The organism is Diaphorobacter sp. B2A2W2 (genome assembly GCF_056730635.1).
The window spans coordinates 83,138-104,077 of sequence record NZ_JBWZOR010000002.1; the positions used below are offsets into that span (position 1 = coordinate 83,138).

Annotated in this window: 21 protein-coding genes; 8 read left to right on the forward strand and 13 right to left on the reverse strand. The window is 66.1% G+C overall.

Features of this window, described 5'->3' with window-relative positions:
- Nucleotides 1–20: 20 nt before the first annotated feature.
- The 3 genes from AC1PPL_RS03630 to AC1PPL_RS03640 form a co-directional block, all read right to left on the reverse strand.
- Nucleotides 21–1,136 (reverse strand): acyl-CoA dehydrogenase family protein, encoded by a 1,116-nt coding sequence (locus AC1PPL_RS03630; protein ID WP_479972669.1) that lies wholly within the window; start codon nt 1,134–1,136, stop codon nt 21–23.
- 12 nt (nt 1,137–1,148) lie between these two features.
- Nucleotides 1,149–2,330 carry an acyl-CoA dehydrogenase family protein gene (locus tag AC1PPL_RS03635; protein ID WP_015914057.1) on the reverse strand — a complete coding sequence of 394 codons (1,182 nt, stop codon included), beginning with the start codon at nt 2,328–2,330 and terminating at the stop codon, nt 1,149–1,151.
- A gap of 85 nt (nt 2,331–2,415) precedes the next feature.
- Complete coding sequence (locus AC1PPL_RS03640; protein WP_479972670.1) at nt 2,416–3,090, reverse strand: YceH family protein; 675 nt, start codon at nt 3,088–3,090, stop codon at nt 2,416–2,418.
- A 23-nt stretch (nt 3,091–3,113) separates the two neighbouring features.
- Between AC1PPL_RS03640 and purN the strand changes: the two genes are divergently transcribed.
- Nucleotides 3,114–3,698 (forward strand): phosphoribosylglycinamide formyltransferase, encoded by a 585-nt coding sequence (gene purN / locus AC1PPL_RS03645; RefSeq protein ID WP_479972671.1) that lies wholly within the window; start codon nt 3,114–3,116, stop codon nt 3,696–3,698.
- 64 nt (nt 3,699–3,762) lie between these two features.
- Here purN and AC1PPL_RS03650 read toward each other — a convergent pair whose 3' ends face one another.
- Together AC1PPL_RS03650 and AC1PPL_RS03655 are read right to left on the reverse strand one after the other, a co-directional pair.
- Nucleotides 3,763–4,320: a hypothetical protein gene (locus AC1PPL_RS03650; protein WP_479972672.1), complete on the reverse strand. Its 558-nt coding sequence runs from the start codon at nt 4,318–4,320 to the stop codon at nt 3,763–3,765.
- A 208-nt stretch (nt 4,321–4,528) separates the two neighbouring features.
- A complete protein-coding gene (locus AC1PPL_RS03655; protein ID WP_479972673.1) occupies nt 4,529–4,777 on the reverse strand; it encodes a DUF1653 domain-containing protein in 249 nt (82 codons plus the stop codon).
- A 50-nt stretch (nt 4,778–4,827) separates the two neighbouring features.
- Between AC1PPL_RS03655 and AC1PPL_RS03660 the strand changes: the two genes are divergently transcribed.
- The 3 genes from AC1PPL_RS03660 (at nt 4,828) to AC1PPL_RS03670 (ending at nt 9,366) form a co-directional block, all read left to right on the forward strand.
- The gene (locus AC1PPL_RS03660; RefSeq protein ID WP_479972674.1) at nt 4,828–6,699 is read left to right on the forward strand and encodes a M48 family metalloprotease; all 1,872 of its coding nucleotides are present in this window, start codon (nt 4,828–4,830) and stop codon (nt 6,697–6,699) included.
- 43 nt (nt 6,700–6,742) lie between these two features.
- Nucleotides 6,743–8,020, forward strand: coding sequence for an RsmB/NOP family class I SAM-dependent RNA methyltransferase (locus AC1PPL_RS03665; RefSeq protein ID WP_015914051.1), 1,278 nt, complete (start codon nt 6,743–6,745; stop codon nt 8,018–8,020).
- 134 nt (nt 8,021–8,154) lie between these two features.
- Nucleotides 8,155–9,366: a DesA family fatty acid desaturase gene (locus AC1PPL_RS03670; protein ID WP_479972675.1), complete on the forward strand. Its 1,212-nt coding sequence runs from the start codon at nt 8,155–8,157 to the stop codon at nt 9,364–9,366.
- Between the two features lie 135 nt (nt 9,367–9,501).
- Here AC1PPL_RS03670 and rpmG read toward each other — a convergent pair whose 3' ends face one another.
- The 3 genes from rpmG to trxB all read right to left on the reverse strand — a co-directional run bounded on the left by rpmG (nt 9,502) and on the right by trxB (nt 11,113).
- Nucleotides 9,502–9,672 carry a 50S ribosomal protein L33 gene (rpmG, locus tag AC1PPL_RS03675; RefSeq protein ID WP_011806495.1) on the reverse strand — a complete coding sequence of 57 codons (171 nt, stop codon included), beginning with the start codon at nt 9,670–9,672 and terminating at the stop codon, nt 9,502–9,504.
- A 20-nt stretch (nt 9,673–9,692) separates the two neighbouring features.
- Nucleotides 9,693–9,926, reverse strand: a complete 234-nt coding sequence (rpmB, locus tag AC1PPL_RS03680) for a 50S ribosomal protein L28 (RefSeq protein WP_003058229.1) — start codon at nt 9,924–9,926, stop codon at nt 9,693–9,695.
- A gap of 233 nt (nt 9,927–10,159) precedes the next feature.
- A complete protein-coding gene (trxB, locus tag AC1PPL_RS03685) occupies nt 10,160–11,113 on the reverse strand; it encodes a thioredoxin-disulfide reductase (protein WP_479972676.1) in 954 nt (317 codons plus the stop codon).
- Nucleotides 11,114–11,405: 292 nt separating this feature from the next.
- Between trxB and AC1PPL_RS03690 the strand changes: the two genes are divergently transcribed.
- Nucleotides 11,406–13,736 (forward strand): DNA translocase FtsK, encoded by a 2,331-nt coding sequence (locus AC1PPL_RS03690; protein WP_015914048.1) that lies wholly within the window; start codon nt 11,406–11,408, stop codon nt 13,734–13,736.
- A 55-nt stretch (nt 13,737–13,791) separates the two neighbouring features.
- Nucleotides 13,792–14,430 (forward strand): outer membrane lipoprotein periplasmic chaperone LolA, encoded by a 639-nt coding sequence (lolA, locus tag AC1PPL_RS03695; RefSeq protein ID WP_015914047.1) that lies wholly within the window; start codon nt 13,792–13,794, stop codon nt 14,428–14,430.
- 60 nt (nt 14,431–14,490) lie between these two features.
- Here the strand turns inward: lolA and AC1PPL_RS03700 are convergent, their stop codons facing one another.
- The 5 genes from AC1PPL_RS03700 to AC1PPL_RS03720 all read right to left on the reverse strand — a co-directional run bounded on the left by AC1PPL_RS03700 (nt 14,491) and on the right by AC1PPL_RS03720 (nt 17,529).
- Entirely contained in the window at nt 14,491–15,156 is a 666-nt protein-coding gene (locus tag AC1PPL_RS03700) for a uracil-DNA glycosylase family protein (RefSeq protein ID WP_287983055.1), read from the reverse strand.
- Nucleotides 15,156–15,545 carry a DUF488 domain-containing protein gene (locus tag AC1PPL_RS03705; protein ID WP_015914045.1) on the reverse strand — a complete coding sequence of 130 codons (390 nt, stop codon included), beginning with the start codon at nt 15,543–15,545 and terminating at the stop codon, nt 15,156–15,158. Before AC1PPL_RS03705 ends, AC1PPL_RS03700 begins: the two co-directional genes overlap by 1 nt.
- A gap of 230 nt (nt 15,546–15,775) precedes the next feature.
- On the reverse strand, nt 15,776–16,447 hold the full coding sequence (locus tag AC1PPL_RS03710) for a class I SAM-dependent methyltransferase (protein ID WP_479972677.1): 672 nt from the start codon (nt 16,445–16,447) through the stop codon (nt 15,776–15,778).
- Between the two features lie 101 nt (nt 16,448–16,548).
- Nucleotides 16,549–16,959 carry an ester cyclase gene (locus AC1PPL_RS03715; RefSeq protein ID WP_088886174.1) on the reverse strand — a complete coding sequence of 137 codons (411 nt, stop codon included), beginning with the start codon at nt 16,957–16,959 and terminating at the stop codon, nt 16,549–16,551.
- 84 nt (nt 16,960–17,043) lie between these two features.
- A complete protein-coding gene (locus tag AC1PPL_RS03720) occupies nt 17,044–17,529 on the reverse strand; it encodes a GNAT family N-acetyltransferase (protein ID WP_479972678.1) in 486 nt (161 codons plus the stop codon).
- A gap of 831 nt (nt 17,530–18,360) precedes the next feature.
- Here AC1PPL_RS03720 and AC1PPL_RS03725 point away from each other — a divergent pair.
- Together AC1PPL_RS03725 and AC1PPL_RS03730 are read left to right on the forward strand one after the other, a co-directional pair.
- Nucleotides 18,361–19,359 carry an integron integrase gene (locus AC1PPL_RS03725; RefSeq protein WP_479972679.1) on the forward strand — a complete coding sequence of 333 codons (999 nt, stop codon included), beginning with the start codon at nt 18,361–18,363 and terminating at the stop codon, nt 19,357–19,359.
- Nucleotides 19,356–20,684 carry a replication-associated recombination protein A gene (locus AC1PPL_RS03730; RefSeq protein ID WP_270174149.1) on the forward strand — a complete coding sequence of 443 codons (1,329 nt, stop codon included), beginning with the start codon at nt 19,356–19,358 and terminating at the stop codon, nt 20,682–20,684. The genes AC1PPL_RS03725 and AC1PPL_RS03730 overlap by 4 nt, the downstream gene beginning before the upstream one ends.
- Nucleotides 20,685–20,940 lie beyond the last annotated feature (256 nt).

Sequence of the window (20,940 nt, forward strand, 5' to 3'; positions counted from 1 at the left end):
AGAAGCGCTGCTTCGGGCCCTTAGGCAAACACCCCCGCCGTGTCCTGCATGCGCGCGCCCACCTCGCCCACGTGGTGCAGCGTGTCGCCCCACGACATCTCCAGCTGCGTGAGCGTCTTGAAGTAGTGGCTGATGATGTACTCGTCCGTCACGCCGATGCCGCCGTGCAACTGCACCGCCTGCTGGCCGACGAAGCGCATGGACTGGCCCAGTTGCACCTTGGCGCGGGCCAGGGCGCGGCGGCGCTCGCCGGCTTCCTCGCCCAGCTTCAGGCTGGCGTAGTAGCTCATGGAGCGCGCCAGTTCCAGCTGCATCTTCATGTCGGCGATGCGGTGGCGCAGCGCCTGGAAGCTGGCGATGGGCACGCCGAACTGCTTGCGCTGGTTCATGTAGTCGGCGGTGATGGCCAGGGTCTGCTCCATGGCGCCCACGGCGTAGGCGCAGGCGGCGGCAATGCCGGTGTCCACGGCCAGCTCCAGCGCGGCCAGGCCGTCGGCGGTGGCGAGTGTGGCGGGCGCCTGGGTCAGCGACAGTTCGGCGGCGCGGCTGCCGTCCTGCGTGAGGTAGCCGCGCGTGGCCACGCCGGCGGCGCTGCGTTCCACCAGGAACAGCGCGATGCGGCCATCGAGCTGTGCGGGCACGAGGAAGGCATCCGCCTGGTCGCCCGCCGGAACTACGCTTTTGATAGCTGTGAGCGCATATCCACCGGGCGCTGCAGCCGCTTTTGCCTCGCAAACGTCGAGGCGGTAGCGGGCCTTGCGCTCCTGGTGGGCCAGCACCACCAGGGCTTCGCCGCTGGCGATGCGCGGTAGCCAGGCGGACTGCACGTTGTCGTCGGCGCATTCGCTAAGCACGCGGGCCGCAATGAACGCATGCGCCAGCGGCTCCAGCACGATGCCGCGGCCCAGCTCTTCCATGGCCACCATGGCATCCGCGGCGCCCTGGCCCAGGCCGCCGTGGGCCTCGGGCACGGTGAGGGCCGTGAGGCCCAGTTCGGCCAACTCGTTGTAAGCGGCGCGGTCAAATCCACCTGCGGCCACGATGGCGCGGCGGCGCTCGAAACCGTAACCCTTGTCCACCCAGCGGCGTACGGCGTCGCGCAGTTGCTGCTGGTCGTCGGAGAAGTTGAAATCCATGGTCTTGTCTCCTTAACCCAGCACGGTCTGAGCGACGATATTGCGTTGCACTTCATTGCTGCCGCCGTAGATCGTGGTCTTGCGCAGGTTGAAGTAGGTGGAGGCGAGCGGGGCGTTGGCGGCCACGCCGCCAGGGAAGTCGCCCTGCCAGCCGGCTTCCATGGCTTCCTCGATGAAGGGCAGGGCGAACGGGCCGGCAGCCAGCATCATCAGCTCTGCATAGCGCTGCTGGATCTCGCTGCCGCGGATCTTCAGCAGGCCGGCGATGTCCAGCGGGTTCTTGCCGCTCTTTTCCATCGACAGCACGCGCAGCACCAGCATCTCCAGCGCGACGATGTCCACCTCCAGCAGCGCGATCTGGTCGCGAAAGCGCATGTCGTCCCACACGCCCTCGGCCTTGGCGATGCGCTTCAAGCGCTCCAGCTCGCGCTTGGCGCGGTTCACGTCGGCGATGTTGGTGCGCTCATGGCTGAGCAGGTGCTTGGCGTAGGTCCAGCCCTTGTTCTCCTCGCCGATGAGCTGGTCGGCAGGCACCTCGACGTTGTCGAAGAACACCTCGTTGACCTCGCACTCGCCATCCAGCAGCTTGATGGGCCGCACGGTGACGCCGGGCGACTTCATGTCCAGCAGCAGGAAGCTGATGCCCGTCTGCGGCTTGCCTTCCGTGCTGGTGCGCACCAGGTTGAACATCCAGTCGCCGTACTGGCCGAGCGTGGTCCAGGTCTTCTGGCCGTTGACGATGTACTTGTCGCCCACGCGCTCGGCGCGGGTCTTGAGGCTGGCCAGGTCCGAGCCCGAACCCGGCTCGCTGTAGCCCTGGCTCCACCAGACTTCGCCGCTGGCGATGCCGGGCAGGAAGCGTTGCTGCTGCTCCTTGCTGCCAAAGGCCATGATCACCGGCGCCACCATGACCGGCCCGAAGGGCACGATGCGCGGCGCGCCGGCGAGGGCGCATTCCTCTTCGAACAAGTGCTTTTGCACGGCATTCCAGCCGGGTCCGCCGAACTCCCGGGGCCAGCCGTAGCCCAGCCAGCCCTTGGCGCCGAGGATCTTGGCCCAGCGCTGCATGTCGTCCTTGGTCAGGCGCAGGGCGTTGTGCACCTTGTGTGCGATGTCCTGGGGCAGGTGGGTGCGCACCCAGGCGCGAATTTCCTCGCGGAATGCCTGCTCTTCGGGGGTGAATGCAAGGTCCATGTGCTGTCTCCTGTGAAGCCGCCGTTGTAGCACGGGCGTGCTTTTCAGCCCTGTCCGAACCGTGACAGGGGCGGGGTCTTGGCGGTCAGGGCTCGGCCACGCCCAGTTGCTCGCACAGGCGCTGCACGGTGGCGCGCAGCGTGGCGACTTCTTCCTCCAGGGCCTGTACGCGCTGGGCCAGTGCGCCGTCTTCCTCATTGCGCGTGGCGGGCAGGCTGGCTGTCTGCACGAGGCTGGCATCCACCGGGCCGCACAGCAGGTGGGCCCAGCGCGGCTCGCGCGCGCCCGGTGCGCGCGGCAGCAGCGTGACCAGCGGCCCGCCCTTGTCATCGGAGCGCGACTGCAGCTCGTCCAGGAAGGCCTCGACCGAGGAGATATCGGCAAACCGGTGCCAGCGCTCGGCATTGATGCGCAGCTCGCCCGCGGTTTGCGGGCCGCGCAGCATCAGCAGGCCCAGCAGCGCGGCGGACTGGTCGGGCACGCCCACGCCGCGGGTGAAGTTGTGCTCCCAGCGCGCCACGCGCGCGCCGCCGATCTCCAGCACCAGCGTTTGCTGGCGCAGATCATCCAGCGCCTGCTGCACCTCGCTCTCGGTGAGCTGCATGACCGGATCGCGGCTGCTCTTTTGGTTGCAGCCGGCCAGCAGGCTGTTGAGGGTGAGGGGATAGCTGTCGGGCACGGTGCGGGACTTTTCCAGCAGCGTGGCAAGCACGCGCGCTTGCGGCGCGGTCAGGGGGCGGGTGCGGGCGTCAAAGGGCATGGGCAGGGGATAATTTCCGGCAAATGAAGAACATCGTGATTTTGATCTCCGGCGGCGGCTCCAACATGGCGGCCATCGTGCGCACCGCGCAGCAGCAGGACTGGGCGGGCCGCCACGGCATCCGTGTGGCCGCAGTGCTGAGCAACAAGGCCGACGCCAAGGGCCTGGCGCTGGCGCGCGAGCAGGGCATTGCCACCCAGGTGCTGGACCACAAGGACTATCCCTCGCGCGAGGCGTTCGACACCGCGCTGGCCCAGGCCATCGACGCTTACGAGCCGTCCCTGGTGGTGCTTGCCGGCTTCATGCGCATTCTCACCCCCGGGTTCGTGGACCACTTCGCGGGCCGGCTGGTCAACATCCACCCCTCGCTGCTGCCGGCCTTCACGGGCCTGCACACGCACCAGCGCGCCATCGACGCCGGATGCAGGTTCGCCGGCTGCACGGTGCACGAGGTCACGGCAGAACTGGACGTGGGCCCCATCCTGGACCAGGCGGTGGTGCCCGTGCTGCCGGGCGACACGGCCGACGCGCTGGCCGCTCGCGTGCTCACGCAGGAACACCTGATCTATCCACGCGCCGTACTGGCGCAATTGCTCGCGAATCGATAGCTGTTAGCGCTGATGGGGCGTGCGCTGGAGCGTGATTTGCTTGCAATCCGCCCGGGCGGCACGCTCACAGCGTGCGCGCCACCTGCGCGCCGCCGCCATCCTGCAGCAACGCGCGCGCCTGCCGTGTCTGCGCGGTGTCGGTCGGGTGCACCACCACCGCCCAGCGGCCCTGCTCCAGGGCTTCCCGCACCTCGGTGATCAGCCCCACGTGGTCAGGGCGCATGGTCACCAGGCCGCCGGCCAACAGGCCGAAGGTGGTGCAAAAGCCCACCACGGCGATGAAGGCCAGCAGTGGGCTGCTGACGATCAGCGGGGTGCCCGAGCGCCGCAGCCACGCGTAGAGCAGCAGGCCGAGCACGCCGCCCGCGAAACCGGTCACCACGTGGGCACGGATCATCGTGCGGAAGATACCGCGCTGCTCCGGCTCCAGCGTGCGGCCGAAGTGCTCGGCATGGTCTTCCCGCGCATCCTCCGGCCCCAGCATGCGCACCTGGCCGGGCGCCATACCGGGCAGGCTTTGCAGCCGCGCCACCATCGCCTGCGCGTCGGCGCGGTCGTTGAACACGGCGGCCACCTTGGTCAGCGACCGCTCGCCAAACATTCCCTGCAGCAGATAGTCCATGAAAGGCTCCTTTCCGCGGCGCACGGGGCTCGCCTGCGCACGCCGCCGCTTGTCGTCGTGACTACACCGTAGTGCCCGCCTTTGGGCACCGGCGTAGGACAAGGGAGGGCAGGGGTGCCGGGCCGCGCGCGCAGCCAGTAGGTGGTGTTTGCTATTGAAAGAGGAGCTGCTACCGCTTGATGGACAAGCGCAAGGGCCGTATTTGTCTTCAATCCTCGGGTGTGCCCGCGCACGCGGCGAAGCGCGGCTGCTCGCGGCCATCGACCACCACCGTCCCGTTGAACATGGCGGCCGGGCGCACCCACAGGCCCTGCTCGCCGGCCAGCGCGCGGTACAGGGTCATGGGCTCCAGCGTCTCGCTGTGGCGTACCGTGCCGAGCACCTCGTACAGTCCGCCTTTGTAGTGGCGATAGCGGCCGGGGGGTGTGCAAACCAGGGGTGGCAGTTCATCGTTCATGGATAGCATTCGCGGTAGAAAAAATACGCATCACAACGGGAGGGCGGTTGATGGAGAAGGCGGACTTCATACACATGGTGCGCATGAGCGAGATGGCCAGCGCCGCCGACAGCCGTGCCTACCGCCGCGGCGTGGCCGCCTTTGCGGCGCTGGGCTACGCCTGGGTGCTGGGCTGCCTGGCGCTGGCCGTGGGCATGCTGGTGTGGGTGGTGCCCCAACTCCTCCACGGCAAGTTCCGCTTCGCCTGGGTATGGATTGTGATGGCCGCGTGCGGCCTGTTGTGGCTGAGCCTGCGTGCGCTGTGGGTGCCGCGCAGCCCGCCCCAGGGCGTACAGATCACCGCGCGTGAGGCGCCGGCACTGTTCGATGCGCTGGAGCGCATCCGCCGCAAGATCAAGGGGCCGCCCATCCACGAGGTGTATCTGGACGACGACTTCAACGCCAGCATCCGCCAGGAGGCACGCTGGGGCATGCTGGGTGGTGCGCGCAATCAGCTCACGCTCGGTCTGCCGCTGCTCATGGCGCTGGACAAAAAGCGCCTGCTGGCGGTGCTGGCCCACGAATACGGCCACCTGCGCGGCGACCACGGGCGCTTTGCGGCCTGGATCTACCGCACCCGCCTGAGCTGGCACCGCCTGCACGAGGGCATGCAGGACGATGCGGGCCCCATGGCCGTGGCCACGCGGGCGTTCCTGGACTGGTACTGGCCGCGCTTTGCCGCCAAGACCTTCGCTCTGGCCCGCCAGGACGAATACGAGGCCGACCGCATCGCCGCGCGCCTGCTGGGCCAGGATGAGGTGGCCGCCGCGCTCACCGAGGTCGAGATCAAGGGCGCCTGGCTGGGCGAGCAGTTCTGGCGTCAGCACTGGCAGGGCGCGCTGTCCCAACCGCTGCCCGCCGGGCCCTACGGCGCCCTGCAGCGCCTGCTGGCACTGCCGCCGGAGCCGGCCTTCGCCCAGACGGCGCTGCGCGAAGCGGTACGGCGCCTGAGCGGCGTGGACGACACCCATCCCGTGCTGCGCGACCGGGTGGAGGCGCTCACAGGTGGGCGCCCCACGCTGCCGCCGTGGTCGCAGCGCGGGGCGCTGTCGCTGCTGGGGGCGCAGGCGCGCGGCTGGCTGGCGCACTTCGATGACCAGTGGTGCAAGGCCAACGCCACGGTGTGGAAGCAGCACCACGCCCGCCTGCAGCGGGCGCAGGAGCGCGTGCGCACCCTGCAGTCCACCCAGGCCGGCAACAGCGCCACCGAGACCGTGGAGCTGGCGCGGTTGATGCGCCGGCTGGACCCGCAGGCCGCCGTGCAGCCGCTGTACGAGCGCGTGCTGGCGCGCGAACCCGCCCATGTGGGTGCGCTGCTCGGGCTGGCCGACAGCCTGGCGCCACAGGACGTGGCAGGGCGCCTGCGCTGCTGTGAGGCGTTGTGGGACTGCAGTCCCACCCATCGCTGGGGTGCGGCCCGGGGCGCGGTGCAGGCGCTGGAGCAGCGTGCCGAGGCCGGTGGGGACTATGACGCCGAGGCCCTCAAGCGCTGGCGCGAGCGCGTGCGCCAGGCGGAGGAGGTGGAGGATGCCGCCCTGGAGGAGCTGTACGACACGCCCTTCTTCCAGCGCGTGACGCGCCACGATCTGAGCGCGTTCGAGCTCGGCGAGCTGCAGGCCGAATTGGCCGTGCACCGCGCGGTGGCGCGCGCCTGGCTGGTGTGCAAGCAACTGCGCGCCATGCCCCAGCGGCGCACCTACCTGCTGTTCGTGCAATTGCGCGGTCTGGATGCGCAGGCGCGCTTTGCCCTGTGCCGCCGTCTGGAGAGCGAGTTGGAACTGCCGGGACAGGTGCTGGTGCTCGCGGCCGGTGACACGGCGGCGCTGGAGGACATCGAGCGCCAGGCGTTCGAACCTGTGCACGCCGGGCCCGGAGGGGCTTGAGGCGGCGGCGGATGATGCGGGCGCGAGATGGGACAATCGCGCCATGCATCCCAAAGCCCTTGTGGACGCCTGCGCGGAACTCGTCAGGCTGGTCCTTACTTTTGAACACCCGGCCGACGCCGTGGTCTCGCGCTACTTCCGCGAGCACCGCGGCCTGGGCCCGCGCGAGCGCGCCACGCTGGCCGAAACCGTCTACAACGTCCTGCGCAAGAAGCTGCTGTTCGAGCAGCTCGCGCGCTCGGGCGCGGGCCCCAAGGAACGGCGCCTGGCCATCCTGGGCTTTCACGGCCCGCGCGACTTCGTCAAGAGCGCCCTGACCGAGCAGGAAAAGTCCTGGCTGGACCAGTGCGACGCCGTGCGTCCTGAAGACCTGCTGGCGCCGCACCGCCACAACCTGCCCGAATGGCTGGTGGCACCGCTCAAGGAGCAGCTGGGCGAGAGCGGCTTCTGGGCCCTGGCCGACAGCCTGGCGCAGCCTGCGCCATTGGACCTGCGCGTCAATGCCTTGAAGGAAAAACGCGACCAGGTGCAGAAGGAGCTTGCGCAAGCAGCTATCAAATCGGTAGTGACACCCTACTCTCCCTGGGGACTGCGTATCGCCGGCAAGCCTGCGCTCACCAAGCTGGACGCGTTCACGCGCGGCGCTATCGAGGTGCAGGACGAGGGCTCGCAGTTGCTCGCGCTGCTGCTGGACGCCAAGCGCGGCGAGATGGTGGTGGACTTCTGCGCCGGTGCCGGCGGCAAGACGCTGGCCATCGGCGCGGCCATGCGCAGCACGGGGCGGCTGTACGCCTTCGACGTGTCGGCCCACCGGCTGGAGGCGCTCAAGCCCCGCCTGGCGCGCTCGGGCCTGTCCAACGTGCACCCCGCGGCCATCGCCCACGAGCGCGACGAGCGCGTAAAACGCCTGGCCGGCAAGATCGACCGCGTGCTGGTGGATGCGCCCTGTTCGGGCCTGGGCACGCTGCGCCGCAACCCCGACCTGAAGTGGCGCCAATCGCCCGAGGCGCTGCGGGAGCTGGCCGGCAAGCAGACCGCCATCCTGGAAAGCGCGGCGCGCCTGGTCAAACCTGGCGGGCGGCTGGTCTATGCCACGTGCAGCGTGCTGCCGCAGGAAAACGAGGCCATCGCCGAAGCCTTCGGCGCGGCGCATGCCGATTTCGAGCCGCAGGACGCCGGCGCGCTGCTCACGCAGCTGAAGGTGCCCGATGCCGCACGCCTGTGCCATGGCGGCGCCAGCGGCACTGGATATCTGCGGCTGTGGCCTCATCTGCACCAGACGGACGGTTTCTTCGCTGCCGTCTGGACCCGGCGCGCGTAACTTTCCTACGCGCTGGCACGCAACGCGAAGCCATCCTGGCGGCCGGGCATATGTTCCGGTCCGCGGAGACGGCGCCCGACAATGTGGAACGCCGCCGGCTGCGCGGCGGTATTGGATAGTGGATCGAGGTTTGTATGTTGTTTGATGGCGCCGCGTGGAATACCGCGCTCGACTGGCTGGCGCATGGCGTGTGGGACCTGGCCTGGTGGCAGATCGTGCTCTACACCCTGGCCACCACCCACATCACGATCGCGGCGGTGACGATCTTCCTGCACCGCTCGCAGGCGCACCGTGCGCTGGACCTGGGGCCTGTGCCTGCGCATTTCTTCCGCTTCTGGCTGTGGCTGGGCACGGGCATGGTCACCAAGGAATGGGTGGCCATCCACCGCAAACACCACGCCAAGTGCGAGACGCCCGATGACCCCCACAGCCCGCAGACGCGTGGCCTGCGCACCGTGATGTGGCGCGGGGCCGAGCTGTACCGCGCCGAGGCGGCCAACGCCGAGACGCTGAAGAAGTTCGGCCATGGCACGCCGGACGACTGGATGGAACGCAACGTCTACAGCCGCTTCACCTGGCAGGGCGTGGGGCTGATGCTGGTCATCAACCTGGTGCTGTTCGGCGCCGTGGGCGCCGCCGTGTGGGCTGTGCAGATGGCGTGGATCCCGTTCTGGGCCGCGGGCGTGGTCAACGGCGTGGGTCACTATTGGGGTTACCGCAACTTCGAGGCGCAGGATGCCTCCACCAACCTCGTGCCCTGGGGCCTTGTGATCGGCGGTGAAGAACTACACAACAACCACCACACCTATCCGACGGCCGCGAAGTTCTCGGTCAAACCGTACGAGTTCGATGTGGGGTGGCTCTACATCAGCGCGCTGCAGCGCCTGGGCTGGGCCAAAGTCAAGAAGGTGCCGCCCAAGCTGCGCCTGGGCGCCGTGAAGCCGGTGGCGGACGAAAAGACGCTGGAGGCGCTCATCGCCAACCGCTACGAGGTCATGGCTGGCTATGCACGGGGCGTGCGCCAAGCCTGCAAGGAAGAGATCGCCGCGCTCAAGGCGCGCAAGGCCGATGTGTCGGCCCTCAAGCGCGCCAAGCGCTGGCTGCACCGCGACGCCGAGAAGGTCCCTGCGCAGGCCCAGCCGACGCTGGCCGAAGTGCGTGCAGCGCACCCCGTACTCGACAAGATGGTCACCATGCGCGAGGAGCTGCGCCAGCTCTGGCTCAACACCTCGCAGTCGCGCGATCAGCTGACCGCAGACCTGCAAGCCTGGTGCCAGCGGGCCGAGGCCAGCGGCATCGCGGCGCTCAAGGAGTTCTCGCTGAAGCTGCGCGCGGCCCACGCCTGAGCGACGCGGCGGCTGGCTGTGACCGCAGTACCGCGGCGACCCGGAAGGGTGCCGCGGTTTTTTATGCCCACGCTGGACATGAAAAAAGCCGCCGGGCGCAACGCCGGGCGGCTTTTTGACAGGAGCCGGGCCGAATTACTTCAGCTTGGCTTCCTTGTACTCGACGTGCTTGCGAGCCTTGGGGTCGAACTTGATGATCGACATCTTCTCAGGCATCGTCTTCTTGTTCTTGGTGGTGGTGTAGAAGTGACCGGTTTCGGCCGTGGACACCAGCTTGATCTTTTCGCGTCCGCCTTTGGAAGCCATGGTTGTTCTCCTTGAGGAAATTAGGCTTGGCCACGGGCACGCATGTCTGCGAGCACGGAGTCGATACCGTTCTTGTCGATCAGGCGCAGAGCGGCGCTGGACACGCGCAGGCGCACCCAACGGTTCTCGCTTTCCACCCAGAAACGGCGGTACTGCAGGTTGGGCAGGAAACGGCGCTTGGTCTTGTTGTTGGCGTGGGAGACGTTGTTTCCCACCATGGGCTTCTTGCCCGTTACTTCACATACGCGTGCCATCAGGACACTCCGATAGTTGCAACGGCTGCCGGCGCTGAAGTCCCGCGAGAGCAGGAGCGTGCCGGTCAGCCTCACCTCGCCAGTTTGAACGGGTGGCGGTAACCCGGTCGCCGCAGCCTTTGCGCTGCAATTTGCAGGCGCAGGATTTGGCAAAGCCGCGCATTATAGCCCGAATATCAAAAAACCCCTGCATGCCGAAACCTGCAGGAGCCGGTTGGGCAGGGCTTAGTGCGTTATTCCTGTTGTTCCAGGAAGCGCTGCGCGTCCAGCGCGGCCATGCAGCCCGTGCCGGCGCTGGTGATGGCCTGGCGGTACACATGGTCCTGCACGTCGCCGGCGGCGAACACGCCCGGCACGCTGGTCTGCGTGGCAAAGCCCTTGAGGCCGCCCTGGGTCACGATGTAGCCGTTTTCCATCGCCAGCTGGCCCTGGAAGATGTCGGTGTTGGGCGCATGGCCGATGGCGATGAAGCAGCCTTGCAGCGCGATGTCCTCGGTGTGGCTATCTTCGGTGTGCTTGAGGCGGATGCCGGTCACGCCGGTGGCGTCGCCCAGCACTTCGTCCAGCGTGAAGAAGGTCTTGAGCTCGATCTTGCCGGCCGCCACCTTCTCCATGAGCTTGTCGATCAGGATGGGCTCGGCGCGGAACTTGTCGCGGCGGTGCACCAGCGTCACCTTGCGGGCGATGTTGGACAGGTACAGCGCTTCCTCCACGGCGGTGTTGCCGCCGCCGACCACGCACACGTCCTGTTCGCGATAGAAGAAGCCGTCGCAGGTGGCGCAGGCGGACACGCCCTTGCCCATGAAGGCTTCTTCGGAGGGCAGGCCCAGGTACTTGGCCGATGCACCCGTGGCGATGATGAGGGAGTCGCAGGTGTAGGTGCCACTGTCGCCAGTAAGGGTGAAGGGGCGCTTGGACAGGTCCACCTGGCTGATGTGGTCGAACACGATCTGCGTTTTGAAGCGCTCGGCATGTTCCTGGAAGCGCTGCATCAGCTCGGGGCCCTGCACGCCGTGCACGTCGGCGGGCCAGTTGTCCACCTCGGTCGTGGTCATGAGTTGGCCGCCCTGGGCCAGGCCCGTGATGAGCACGGGGTTGAGGTTGGCGCGCGCGGCGTACACCGCGGCGGTGTAGCCCGCCGGGCCGGAGCCGAGGATCATGACTTTGGCGTGTTGGGTAGTGGACATGGCTGAAAAGTAAGGTTTTGTTATGCCGGGCGACCGGCGTGCCCCGTAAGAACCTGGGGCCGGGCCCCCCAGTATCAACCGGTCCGCGCGGGCGCCTGCGGTCGGGTTTTCAATCGCGGCCATTGTAAGAAGCCATGAATAACACGGCCGGGGCGGGCGTATCGGCCTTTGCGCTGGCGCAGCGCAGTGACAAAAAGGCGCGCAGCCGGCAGGCCTGGGACGGGCTGCCACACGCAGCGCACGGCGCACAGACGCGTCGTCGGCATGGGGTAAGCTTGCGCGCTCTTATCCCATGACGTACTCCCTCAACACCCTGAACGCTTCTTCCTCCAGCAAGTCGGCGCCACGCACCGGCGCGGCGCGCTTCGGCCATGAGATTGGCCTGGTGCTGGGCCTGCTGGGCCTGGTGTTCTGGCTGCTGGCCCTCGTGAGCTATTCCGCGCAGGATGCGGCCTGGTCCACATCGGGTGCGGGCAACGGACAGCCGCTGTCCAATTGGGTGGGCAGGCTCGGGGCGTGGCTCGCTGACGGCAGCTACTTCGTGCTGGGCTTTTCCGTCTGGTGGTGCGTCGCCGCGGGCGTGCGCGCCTGGTTTGCGTCGCTGGCGCGCTGGATGCGCGGCGATGGCGCCGCAGGCCACGCGCCGTGGCAGCGCCGCGGCGTATTCTGGGGCGGCCTGGCGCTGCTGCTGTGCGCCAGTACGGCACTGGAATGGTCGCGGCTGTACCGGTTCGAAGCCCTGCTGCCCGGCCATGCGGGCGGCATGCTGGGCTATATGACGGGCCCGCTGGCCGTGCGCTGGCTCGGGTTCACGGGCTCGGGCCTGGCCGGCGTGGTGGTGGTCGTGCTGGGCGCGGCGCTGGTGTTCCGTTTCTCCTGGGGGCATCTGGCCGAGCGCCTGGGCGGGCGCATCGATGCGCTGGTGCAGCGCGGCCGGGCGCGGCGCGAGAAGGCCAAGGACGTGGCCGTGGGACGGCGCGCCGCGCGCGAGCGCGAGGAAGTGGTGCAGGAAGAGCGCCACGAGATTGAGGTGCAGCACCCGCAGCCTGTCACCATCATCGAGCCCGTGCTGTCCGATGTGGTGCAGAGCACCCGCGTGGTGAAGGAGCGCCAGAAACCCCTGTTCAGCGAGATGCCCGACAGCAACCTGCCGCAGGTGGACCTGCTGGACGCGGCGCAGGCGCGCCAGGAGACCGTGTCGCCCGAGACGCTGGAGATGACCAGCCGCCTGATCGAGAAGAAGCTCAAGGACTTCGGCGTGGATGTCACCGTGGTGGCCGCCATGCCCGGCCCGGTGATCACGCGCTACGAGATCGAGCCCGCCACGGGCGTGAAGGGCTCGCAGATCGTGAACCTGGCCAAGGACCTGGCGCGTTCGCTGTCGCTGGTGTCCATCCGCGTGATCGAGACCATTCCTGGCAAGAACTTCATGGCGCTGGAACTGCCCAACGCCAAACGCCAGACCATCCGCCTGTCGGAGATCCTGGGCTCGCAGGTCTACCACGACGCCAAGAGCCTGCTGACCATGGGCCTGGGCAAGGACATCGTGGGCGCGCCCGTGGTGGCGGACCTGGCCAAGATGCCGCACGTGCTGGTGGCGGGCACGACGGGCTCGGGCAAGTCGGTGGGGATCAACGCCATGATCCTCTCGCTGCTCTACAAAGCCGAGGCGCGCGACGTGCGCCTGCTGATGATCGACCCCAAGATGCTGGAAATGTCGGTCTACGAGGGCATTCCGCACCTGCTCGCGCCGGTGGTCACCGACATGAAGCAGGCAGCCCACGGGCTGAACTGGTGCGTGGCCGAAATGGAGCGCCGCTACAAGCTCATGAGCAAGCTGGGCGTGCGCAACCTCGCGGGCTACAACACGAAAATAGACGACGCCAAGGCGCGCGAGGAGCATATCCCCAACCCCTTCAGCCTCACACCGGAGAGCCCGGAGCCGCTGGAGCGGCTGCCGCACATCGTGGTGGTGATCGACGAGCTGGCCGACCTGATGATGGTCGTGGGCAAGAAGATCGAGGAGCTCATCGCCCGCCTGGCGCAGAAGGCGCGCGCTGCCGGCATCCATTTGATTCTGGCCACGCAGCGCCCCAGCGTGGATGTGATCACCGGCCTGATCAAGGCCAACATCCCCACGCGTATCGCTTTCCAGGTCAGCAGCAAGATCGACAGCCGCACCATCCTGGACCAGATGGGCGCCGAGGCCTTGCTGGGCATGGGCGACATGCTCTACATGGCCAGCGGCACGGGCCTGCCCATCCGCGTGCACGGCGCCTTTGTCTCCGATGACGAGGTGCACCGCGTCGTCAGCTACTTGAAGGAACAAGGGGAGCCGGACTACATCGAAGGGGTGTTGGAAGGCGGTACCGTCGAGGGCGACGACAGCGGCTTCGGCTTTGGCGACAGCGAAGGCGGCGGCGAGAAGGACCCCATGTACGACCAGGCCGTGGAGGTGGTGCTGAAAGACCGCAAGGCCAGCATCTCCTACGTGCAGCGCAAGCTGCGCATTGGCTACAACCGCTCCGCGCGCCTGCTCGAAGACATGGAGAAGGCCGGCCTGGTGAGCGCACTCACCGCCAGCGGCCAGCGCGAGGTGCTGGTGCCCGCGCGCAGCGAGTAAAGCTGCCTGGGCACGCTCCCTGGCCCGCTGCCCACGCAACCGCTTGCATGGAGAAATGGTGTTGAAGAAAATATTTGCTGCGATTTTGATAGCTGCTGGCGCCGGTTGCGCCTGGGCTGACGGCCTGAAAAGCCTTGAAACCTTCATGAAGTCCGCACAGAGCGGCCGGTCCGAGTTCACGCAGACCGTGACCTCGCCGCCCAAGGACGGCCAGGCGGGCCGCACCAAGACCTCCAGCGGCAGTTTTGAGTTCCAGCGTCCGGGGCGCTTCAAGTTCCATTACCGCAAGCCGTTCGAGCAGCTCATCGTGGCCGATGGGCAGACCCTGTGGCTGTACGACGCGGACTTGAACCAGGTGACCCAGCGCACGCAATCCAAGGCGCTGGGCAGCACGCCCGCGGCGCTGCTCGCGTCCGCGCCCGACCTGGCGGCGCTGCGCGCCGACTTCGCGCTGGAGTCGGCGCCCGAGCAGGACGGCCTGCAGTGGGTGCTGGCTACGCCCAAGGCCAAGGATGGCCAGCTCAAGAGCGTGCGCGTGGGCTTCGCGGGGGAGCAACTGGCGGCGCTGGACATCCTGGACAGCTTTGGGCAGCGCTCGCTGATCCGCTTCACCGGCATGCAGCTCAACCCGGCGCTGCCGGCAGGCACCTTCCAGTTCAAGCCGCCCGCGGGGGCGGATGTGCTCTCGCAGTAAATGCTTCTGTTTCGATAGCTGCTAGCGCTTATGGGGTAAGCGCTAGAGCCCTGTTTTGCTCTAAACCGCCAGCACGGTCGCCACGCGTGCCCGCACCAGCGGCAGCAACTCGGACTCGAACCACGGGTGGCGCTTGAGCCAACCGTTGTTGCGCGGGCTGGGGTGCGGCAGGGCCAGGACGGGCGCATCCGACAGGGTGCAGGTGCCGCGCACGGTTTCCCCCAGCGGCTGCCCGCGGCACGCGGCCAGATGCCAGGCCAGCGCGTATTGGCCCACGGCCACGGTCAGCGCGATGTTCGGCAGCCGCGCCAGCAGCGGCACGCGCCACGCGGGGGCGCATTCGGGGCGGGGCGGTGCATCGCCCGAGGCGCCACGGCCCGGATAGCAAAAGCCCATCGGCACGATGGCCACGCGCGCCGGGTCATAGAAAGTCTCGCGAGTCAGCCCCAGCCACGTGCGCAGGCGCTCGCCGCTCGCATCATCGAAGGGGATGCCCGAGGCATGCACCTTGCGCCCCGGTGCCTGCCCCACGATCAGCAGGCGCGCGCGTGCATCGGCCTGCAGCACGGGGCGTGGGCCCAGCGGCAGGTAGGGCGCGCAGATCGTGCAGGCGCGCACGCGGCGCAGCAGCGCATCCAGCGGCTCGTCGCGGCGTGTTTCGTCGCGCGGCAGTCCGTTGCGCGGCAATGCATTACCCGGCAATTCGTTGCGCGGTGGCTTCGCCATCAGTCCGCAATGCGTGCGCCGGCTTCGGACAGCAGCGCGCGCAACACCGAGCGGTGGCAGCGCGCCTCGTCCTCACAGTAACAGCCCACCGAGAAATTGTTGTGCTGCGACAGCGCGGCCAGCAGCGCGATGGTGTGGCGGTTCTCCGGCGTGGCCATCTCCTGGCGGAACTGCTGGGTGAAGGCGGCCCATTCCTTGGGCGTCTGCGCGGCCTGGGCGCGCTTGACGGTCTCGGGACTGGGCGAGAGGTTGGGGTACCACACGTCATACCAGTCCTGCGCCGCGAACTGCTCCTTGGGCACGCCGCGCGGCGGGCGGCGCACGGTGCCGATGCGCGTGCCTTCGTCGCGTGCGCGGGGAGTGCCGAGGCGGACGATGCGGATGGGCATGGTGGGGTACAGATACGGGCGACAGGAAGAGCTAACACCTGAACTCAGCCGCGCTGCACAGTGGCGGCAACGCATGCTAGCGTAGCGCATGCACGCGACTGCTGCCACGAACCAACGTCTAATGCTCGCGGTAAGCCGCGCCGGATTGCGAAGCAGGGAGGGCAGCCGCAAGCGGAGTTTGCGGGCGTCGGCTTGTCCAATTGGTCAGGCAGCCCCAGCCACGCCAATTGTTAGGCATAGGCTACCCACCCACGGAACGTAAAAGCGGCGTAGAACAAGGAAACGCGCTTGAAGCCGGCTTTGCGCATCAGTTCTTCGTCCTGCATCGGCGACAGAATTTCCAGCCGCTCACCTATTGCTCGCGCACCAGCTTGAGCCTTCGCAGGGTCTACGCCCGAAGAGGTCGCAAATGCTGCGTAGCGGGAAAGCCAGGCATTTCGTAATTCGGGCTCTTGATCAAAGCTCAGATGCATGACAACCAGCGGCGCCCCCGGTTTCAAACGTCGGTGGATCTCTTGCAACGTTCTCAGCCGCTCTGGTGCTGTTGTGAAATGCAGTGTCTGAAGACAGGATGCAGCGTCGAAGGGATCTTGGGGCGCAACATCAACATAACCCTCGTGCAGTCGGATGCGTGACATCAGTTCGCCAAGGGTTGATCGGGCCAGCTGAAGCATCTCCGAAGAGGGGTCGACGCCTTCGAAGTGCCAGCCTGGCTGGGCTTCGGCAAAACACTTGAGCTCTAAACCACCGCCTGCGCCCACAACAAGAACTCTGCCGTTGAATGGCGTATGTTCTGCAAGCAGCAGCGCAGCCATACGCCGCATGTCCAATAGCCCAGGAACGAGGCGACACGTGTTTTGCGCGTAATCAGCAATGTTGTGCGGGTCAGCGTTGGTGGTCATATGCGGGTATTGAGGCGGCCTACGTTGGCGATGAAAGGCGGCGCCCGGTTTGCCGGGTGACGTTCTCTCCATTGAGGCTTAGAGCTCACTTGGCACGGCTGCTACTTCATCTGGGCAATAGCCCCATGAAGATCGGCGTTGCCCCAGTGCTCAACGTACTGGCCATTCTTTATACGAACGATGTCAGTCACGCGGATGGTGATGCGGCGCCCGGTGGGAGGAACTCCGAGGAACACGCCTTGGTGAGTACCGGAAATCGTCTTCCGAGTTACGACCTTGTCTCCTTCGGCGATTTGATCGTGCAACTCGACGGTCAGATCAGGAAGGGCTGGACGAAGGATGTCTGTAAAGAATGCAGCGAAGCCATCGGGCCCTTTGGGCGTATCTGGTGGTGCAGTGTGGTTGACGAAGTCGGAGGCCACCAGTTCGTTGAATGCGTGCATGTCGCCTTGCTCAATGACCTCGCGATTGAAGCGCGCGACGATTTTTTTGTTTGCGGAAGAAGTATTCATGGCAGTGCTGAAATTGCGTGATCTCTAACGTTCAAGGTAAGGGGCGCTTGCACGAATGCGCAAGACGTCCCCATGACTGAGGGGTTAGGCCGCAGATGCATGCGACCCTTTGAGAACCTTGCGCATCAATGCATTCGGGACTGCGACGCCACGGATGACAGGTGTTCGCTGCTCGACGACCTCGAACCCGAAGCTGTGAAAGAACGGCTGGGCAGTGCGACTGACGTCAGATGTGAGTTCTGCGCCCCCGAGTTGTCTTGCTTCAGACTCAAGCACTGCCATCAGCGCCTTTCCAATGCCTTGGCGAGGATGCCGACCTGAGACAAAGAAGTGATCGATGTACCCGTTTTCTTGAACATCGGCGTAGCCAACAGGCTTACCGTCAATCTCTGCAACAAACGGATTGATTCCGCGAATCTTGTTCTTCCAAAGGTCTTGATCCAGATCGGCGGGCGCCCATGCGTTCAGCTGCACTTCTGTGTAGTCACGAGAGGCGACAAGATGAATTGCGGAGTGGTAGATCTCGAAGAGGGCCAGCTCTTCGCCAGGATTGAAGCGACGGATACGCACGATTTTCGCTCTGAGGCCTAACGCCCTGAGTTCAGCGGCCGCCGAAGGTGGTCCGCTGGAAGGGTGAATTAGCCGCGCATGACGACAAGTGGCGATAACAGCAGGACCGCAAGGACAAACCCTCCAACCAATGTTGATGCAAAGCCTATGCGTGCTGAGCGACTACCGACATGCATAAGCACCGCATAGGCACCCGCGAGCGCGACAGAAGCCATGAGGAAGAATTGTGCGCCTGCCCACGAAACACTTGCCGCTCCACCGCCACCGTACCCAGCGAACTTGAGCCACTGCCATAGGCCACGCGCAGCAATTTCGAGCACCGCTCCCCATTGGGCGACGGCCGGCAGCAAGATTAGGACAGCTGCAGGGCGAAGGGCGAATGCACGAGCTTGCATGAGCGGCTAACGAACAAGGTAAGCGGGCTGCCGAAGGCAGATCCGCTTGACCGCCGGGTTAGGGCGCGACATGGGATTCAACCCAAATGGTTTCTCCAGGGTGGTGTTCAGCGATTGTTTCAAGTGCACCCTCAATGACTGATGCTGGCTGACCGGATAGTGGGTAAATAAACCGTGAAAGATTGGCGCCCGTTCGGCTTGAGTATTCGGCTTCACCTATGGCGTCTGAGCCGCACCAAACGGGAGATGAGTTTGACTTTGCCAAGTCGAGTGCTTCTGCCAAGCCTTTTGTAGTGATTGCGAGGAAAACCATATTCCTAACTAGAATTAGATCTCTGCATGCTATCGACCGGCCGCGGCCTAAGTCAAGCAGGCTGTCAAGCCTCTCCATAAACGCCCATGGCAGCGGTAATTTAGACCGCCTAAAATTTCACGGATGGATGCGCCTTCCGTTTCACGCCAACCCGCCGTGCGACAGCCGCCCCGGCTGCTGGAGTCGATGCGCGAGCGCATCCGGGTGCTGCACTATTCCATTCGCACCGAGCAGGCTTACGTGGATTGGGCGCGCCGCTTTATCTTGTTCCATGACAAGCGCCATCCGCGCGAGATGGGGGCACCGGAGGTCACCGCTTTTCTGACCCACCTGGCTGTTGAGCGCAATGTGTCCGCCTCTACGCAGAACCAAGCCAAGGCCGCCATTTTGTTTCTCTACAAAGAGGTGCTGCAGCAAGACTTGCCCTGGCTGGATGAGATTGTTTCGGCCCGCAAGGCGCGCCGCCTGCCGGTGGTGTTGACGCAGCGCGAGGTGCGCGAGCTGCTGATGCACCTGCAGGGCACGCAGTGGCTGGTTGCCTCGCTGCTGTACGGCACGGGGATGCGCATTCTGGAGGCACTGCGCCTGCGCGTGAAGGATGTGGAGTTCGAACGGCGTGAACTGATCGTGCGCGAAGGCAAGGGGAACAAGGATCGTGTGACCGTCCTGCCCGAGAATCTGATCACACCGTTGCGCGAGCAGATGGAGCGCGCCCGTGCGCTGCACCGCAAGGACTTGGATGCGGGTCTTGGTGCCGTGTGGTTGCCTGATGCGTTGGCCGTGAAGTACGCGAATGCAGCCACGGCTTGGGGATGGCAGTACGTATTCCCCAGCGCGGTGCGTTCGGTGGATCCGCGCTCGGGCGTGCAGCGGCGCCATCACCTGCTGGAGCAGTCGGTGCAGAAGGCCGTGGCGCTGGCTGCGCGCCGCGCGGGCATCGACAAGCCCTGCACACCGCATGTGCTGCGGCATTCTTTTGCCACCCACATGCTGCAGGCAGGTTACGACATCCGTACCGTGCAGGAGTTGCTGGGTCACAAGGATGTGAGTACCACCATGATCTACACCCATGTCTTGAACAGGGGCGGGCGCGGGGTGTTGAGCCCGCTCGATACGCTATGAGTCGTGCTTCCCCGCTGGCCCACCAGCCCTTGGCCGAACGTCTGCGTCCGCGTTCGCTGGCCGAGGTCATTGGCCAGCAGCATGTGCTGGGGCCGGGCATGCCGCTGCGGCTGGCGTTTGAATCGGGCCGCCCGCACAGTTGCATCCTGTGGGGGCCGCCCGGCGTGGGCAAGACCACGATTGCGCGCCTGATGGCCGAGGCGTTCGATGCGCAGTTCATCAGCATCAGTGCCGTGCTGGGCGGCGTGAAGGACATTCGCGATGCCGTGCAGCTGGCCGAGAGCGCACGCGATGGGCTGATGCAGCAGCGCACCATCGTCTTCGTGGACGAGGTGCACCGCTTCAACAAGAGCCAGCAGGACGCGTTCTTGCCGCATGTGGAAAGCGGCCTGTTCACTTTCGTGGGGGCGACCACCGAGAACCCTTCGTTCGAGGTCAACTCGGCCCTGCTGTCGCGTGCCGCGGTCTATGTGCTGCAGCCTCTGGGCAGCGACGACTTAAAGCAAATTGTGGCCAAGGCCCAGGCGCTGCAAGCGCTACCAGCTATTGAAAATGCAGCGCTGGAGCGCCTCATCGCCTATGCCGACGGGGATGCGAGGCGCCTGCTCAACACGCTGGAAACCCTGGAGGTCACCGCAAGCCAGGCGGGCATCGAGCGCATTGAAGACGCCTGGCTGCTGCAGGTGCTGGGCGAGCGCATGCGCCGCTACGACAAGGGTGGCGAACAGTTCTACGACACCATCAGCGCGCTGCACAAGTCGGTGCGCGGCTCCGATCCCGATGCTGCGCTGTACTGGCTGGTGCGCATGCTCGACGGCGGGGCGGACCCCCGCTACATGGCGCGGCGCATCGTGCGCATGGCCTGGGAGGACATCGGTCTGGCCGATCCGCGCGCCATGCAGATCGCGCACGACGCTGCGCAGACCTATGAACGCCTGGGCAGCCCTGAGGGCGAGTTGGCGCTGGCGCAGGCCGTCATCTACCTCGCCGTGGCGCCCAAGAGCAATGCGGGCTACATGGCCTACAACAAGGCCCGCGCCTTCGTGAAGCAGGACGGCACGCGCCCCGTGCCGCTGCACCTGCGCAATGCGCCCACCCAACTCATGAAGCAGTTGGACTACGGCAAGGACTATCGCTACGCGCACGACGAAGAGGGCGGCTTTGCCGCGGGCGAGAACTACCTGCCCGATGGCATGGATCCGCCGGGCTTTTACGCACCGGTGCCGCGCGGGCTGGAGATCAAGATCGGCCAGAAGCTCGATGAACTGCGCGCGCGCAATGCGGCAGCGCAGGGTGGCCCCGACGACGTGCCCCCAGACGCCTAGGCTTCGAGTGGCTTCTTGTGTGAGGGGCTAGCGGCGGGCCGACCACGGTCCCGTTGCACGGCTTTGTTCAGCCCAATCCATGGCCGTTGGGAATAAGCGCATTCCCTGATCGCGTCGCAATCATCAATATTTCTAATGCGCGCGGCACCCGCCTGATGCGCCCTCCAATCAAGGGAAAACCCCGTCCAAACGTGGTAGGGACGGCGTGTTTCCTCTGACTACAATTTCTTCACAAACCCGCGCAGACCCTTGCCTG

Bases quoted from the DNA above. Each gene is read 5' to 3' on its own strand.
- AC1PPL_RS03665 (WP_015914051.1), top strand. From the start codon at position 6,743: ATGCATCCCAAAGCCCTTGTGGACGCCTGCGCGGAACTCGTCAGGCTG.
- AC1PPL_RS03655 (WP_479972673.1), bottom strand. From the start codon at position 4,777: ATGAACGATGAACTGCCACCCCTGGTTTGCACACCCCCCGGCCGCTAT.
- AC1PPL_RS03705 (WP_015914045.1), bottom strand. From the start codon at position 15,545: ATGCCCATCCGCATCGTCCGCCTCGGCACTCCCCGCGCACGCGACGAA.
- AC1PPL_RS03670 (WP_479972675.1), top strand. From the start codon at position 8,155: ATGTTGTTTGATGGCGCCGCGTGGAATACCGCGCTCGACTGGCTGGCG.
- rpmB (WP_003058229.1), bottom strand. From the start codon at position 9,926: ATGGCACGCGTATGTGAAGTAACGGGCAAGAAGCCCATGGTGGGAAAC.
- AC1PPL_RS03660 (WP_479972674.1), top strand. From the start codon at position 4,828: ATGGAGAAGGCGGACTTCATACACATGGTGCGCATGAGCGAGATGGCC.
- AC1PPL_RS03710 (WP_479972677.1), bottom strand. From the start codon at position 16,447: ATGACCACCAACGCTGACCCGCACAACATTGCTGATTACGCGCAAAAC.
- AC1PPL_RS03650 (WP_479972672.1), bottom strand. From the start codon at position 4,320: ATGGACTATCTGCTGCAGGGAATGTTTGGCGAGCGGTCGCTGACCAAG.
- AC1PPL_RS03730 (WP_270174149.1), top strand. From the start codon at position 19,356: ATGAGTCGTGCTTCCCCGCTGGCCCACCAGCCCTTGGCCGAACGTCTG.
- AC1PPL_RS03690 (WP_015914048.1), top strand. From the start codon at position 11,406: ATGACGTACTCCCTCAACACCCTGAACGCTTCTTCCTCCAGCAAGTCG.
- AC1PPL_RS03700 (WP_287983055.1), bottom strand. From the start codon at position 15,156: ATGGCGAAGCCACCGCGCAACGAATTGCCGGGTAATGCATTGCCGCGC.
- rpmG (WP_011806495.1), bottom strand. From the start codon at position 9,672: ATGGCTTCCAAAGGCGGACGCGAAAAGATCAAGCTGGTGTCCACGGCC.
- AC1PPL_RS03640 (WP_479972670.1), bottom strand. From the start codon at position 3,090: ATGCCCTTTGACGCCCGCACCCGCCCCCTGACCGCGCCGCAAGCGCGC.
- lolA (WP_015914047.1), top strand. From the start codon at position 13,792: ATGGTGTTGAAGAAAATATTTGCTGCGATTTTGATAGCTGCTGGCGCC.
- purN (WP_479972671.1), top strand. From the start codon at position 3,114: ATGAAGAACATCGTGATTTTGATCTCCGGCGGCGGCTCCAACATGGCG.
- trxB (WP_479972676.1), bottom strand. From the start codon at position 11,113: ATGTCCACTACCCAACACGCCAAAGTCATGATCCTCGGCTCCGGCCCG.
- AC1PPL_RS03725 (WP_479972679.1), top strand. From the start codon at position 18,361: ATGGATGCGCCTTCCGTTTCACGCCAACCCGCCGTGCGACAGCCGCCC.
- AC1PPL_RS03635 (WP_015914057.1), bottom strand. From the start codon at position 2,330: ATGGACCTTGCATTCACCCCCGAAGAGCAGGCATTCCGCGAGGAAATT.
- AC1PPL_RS03715 (WP_088886174.1), bottom strand. From the start codon at position 16,959: ATGAATACTTCTTCCGCAAACAAAAAAATCGTCGCGCGCTTCAATCGC.
- AC1PPL_RS03630 (WP_479972669.1), bottom strand. From the start codon at position 1,136: ATGGATTTCAACTTCTCCGACGACCAGCAGCAACTGCGCGACGCCGTA.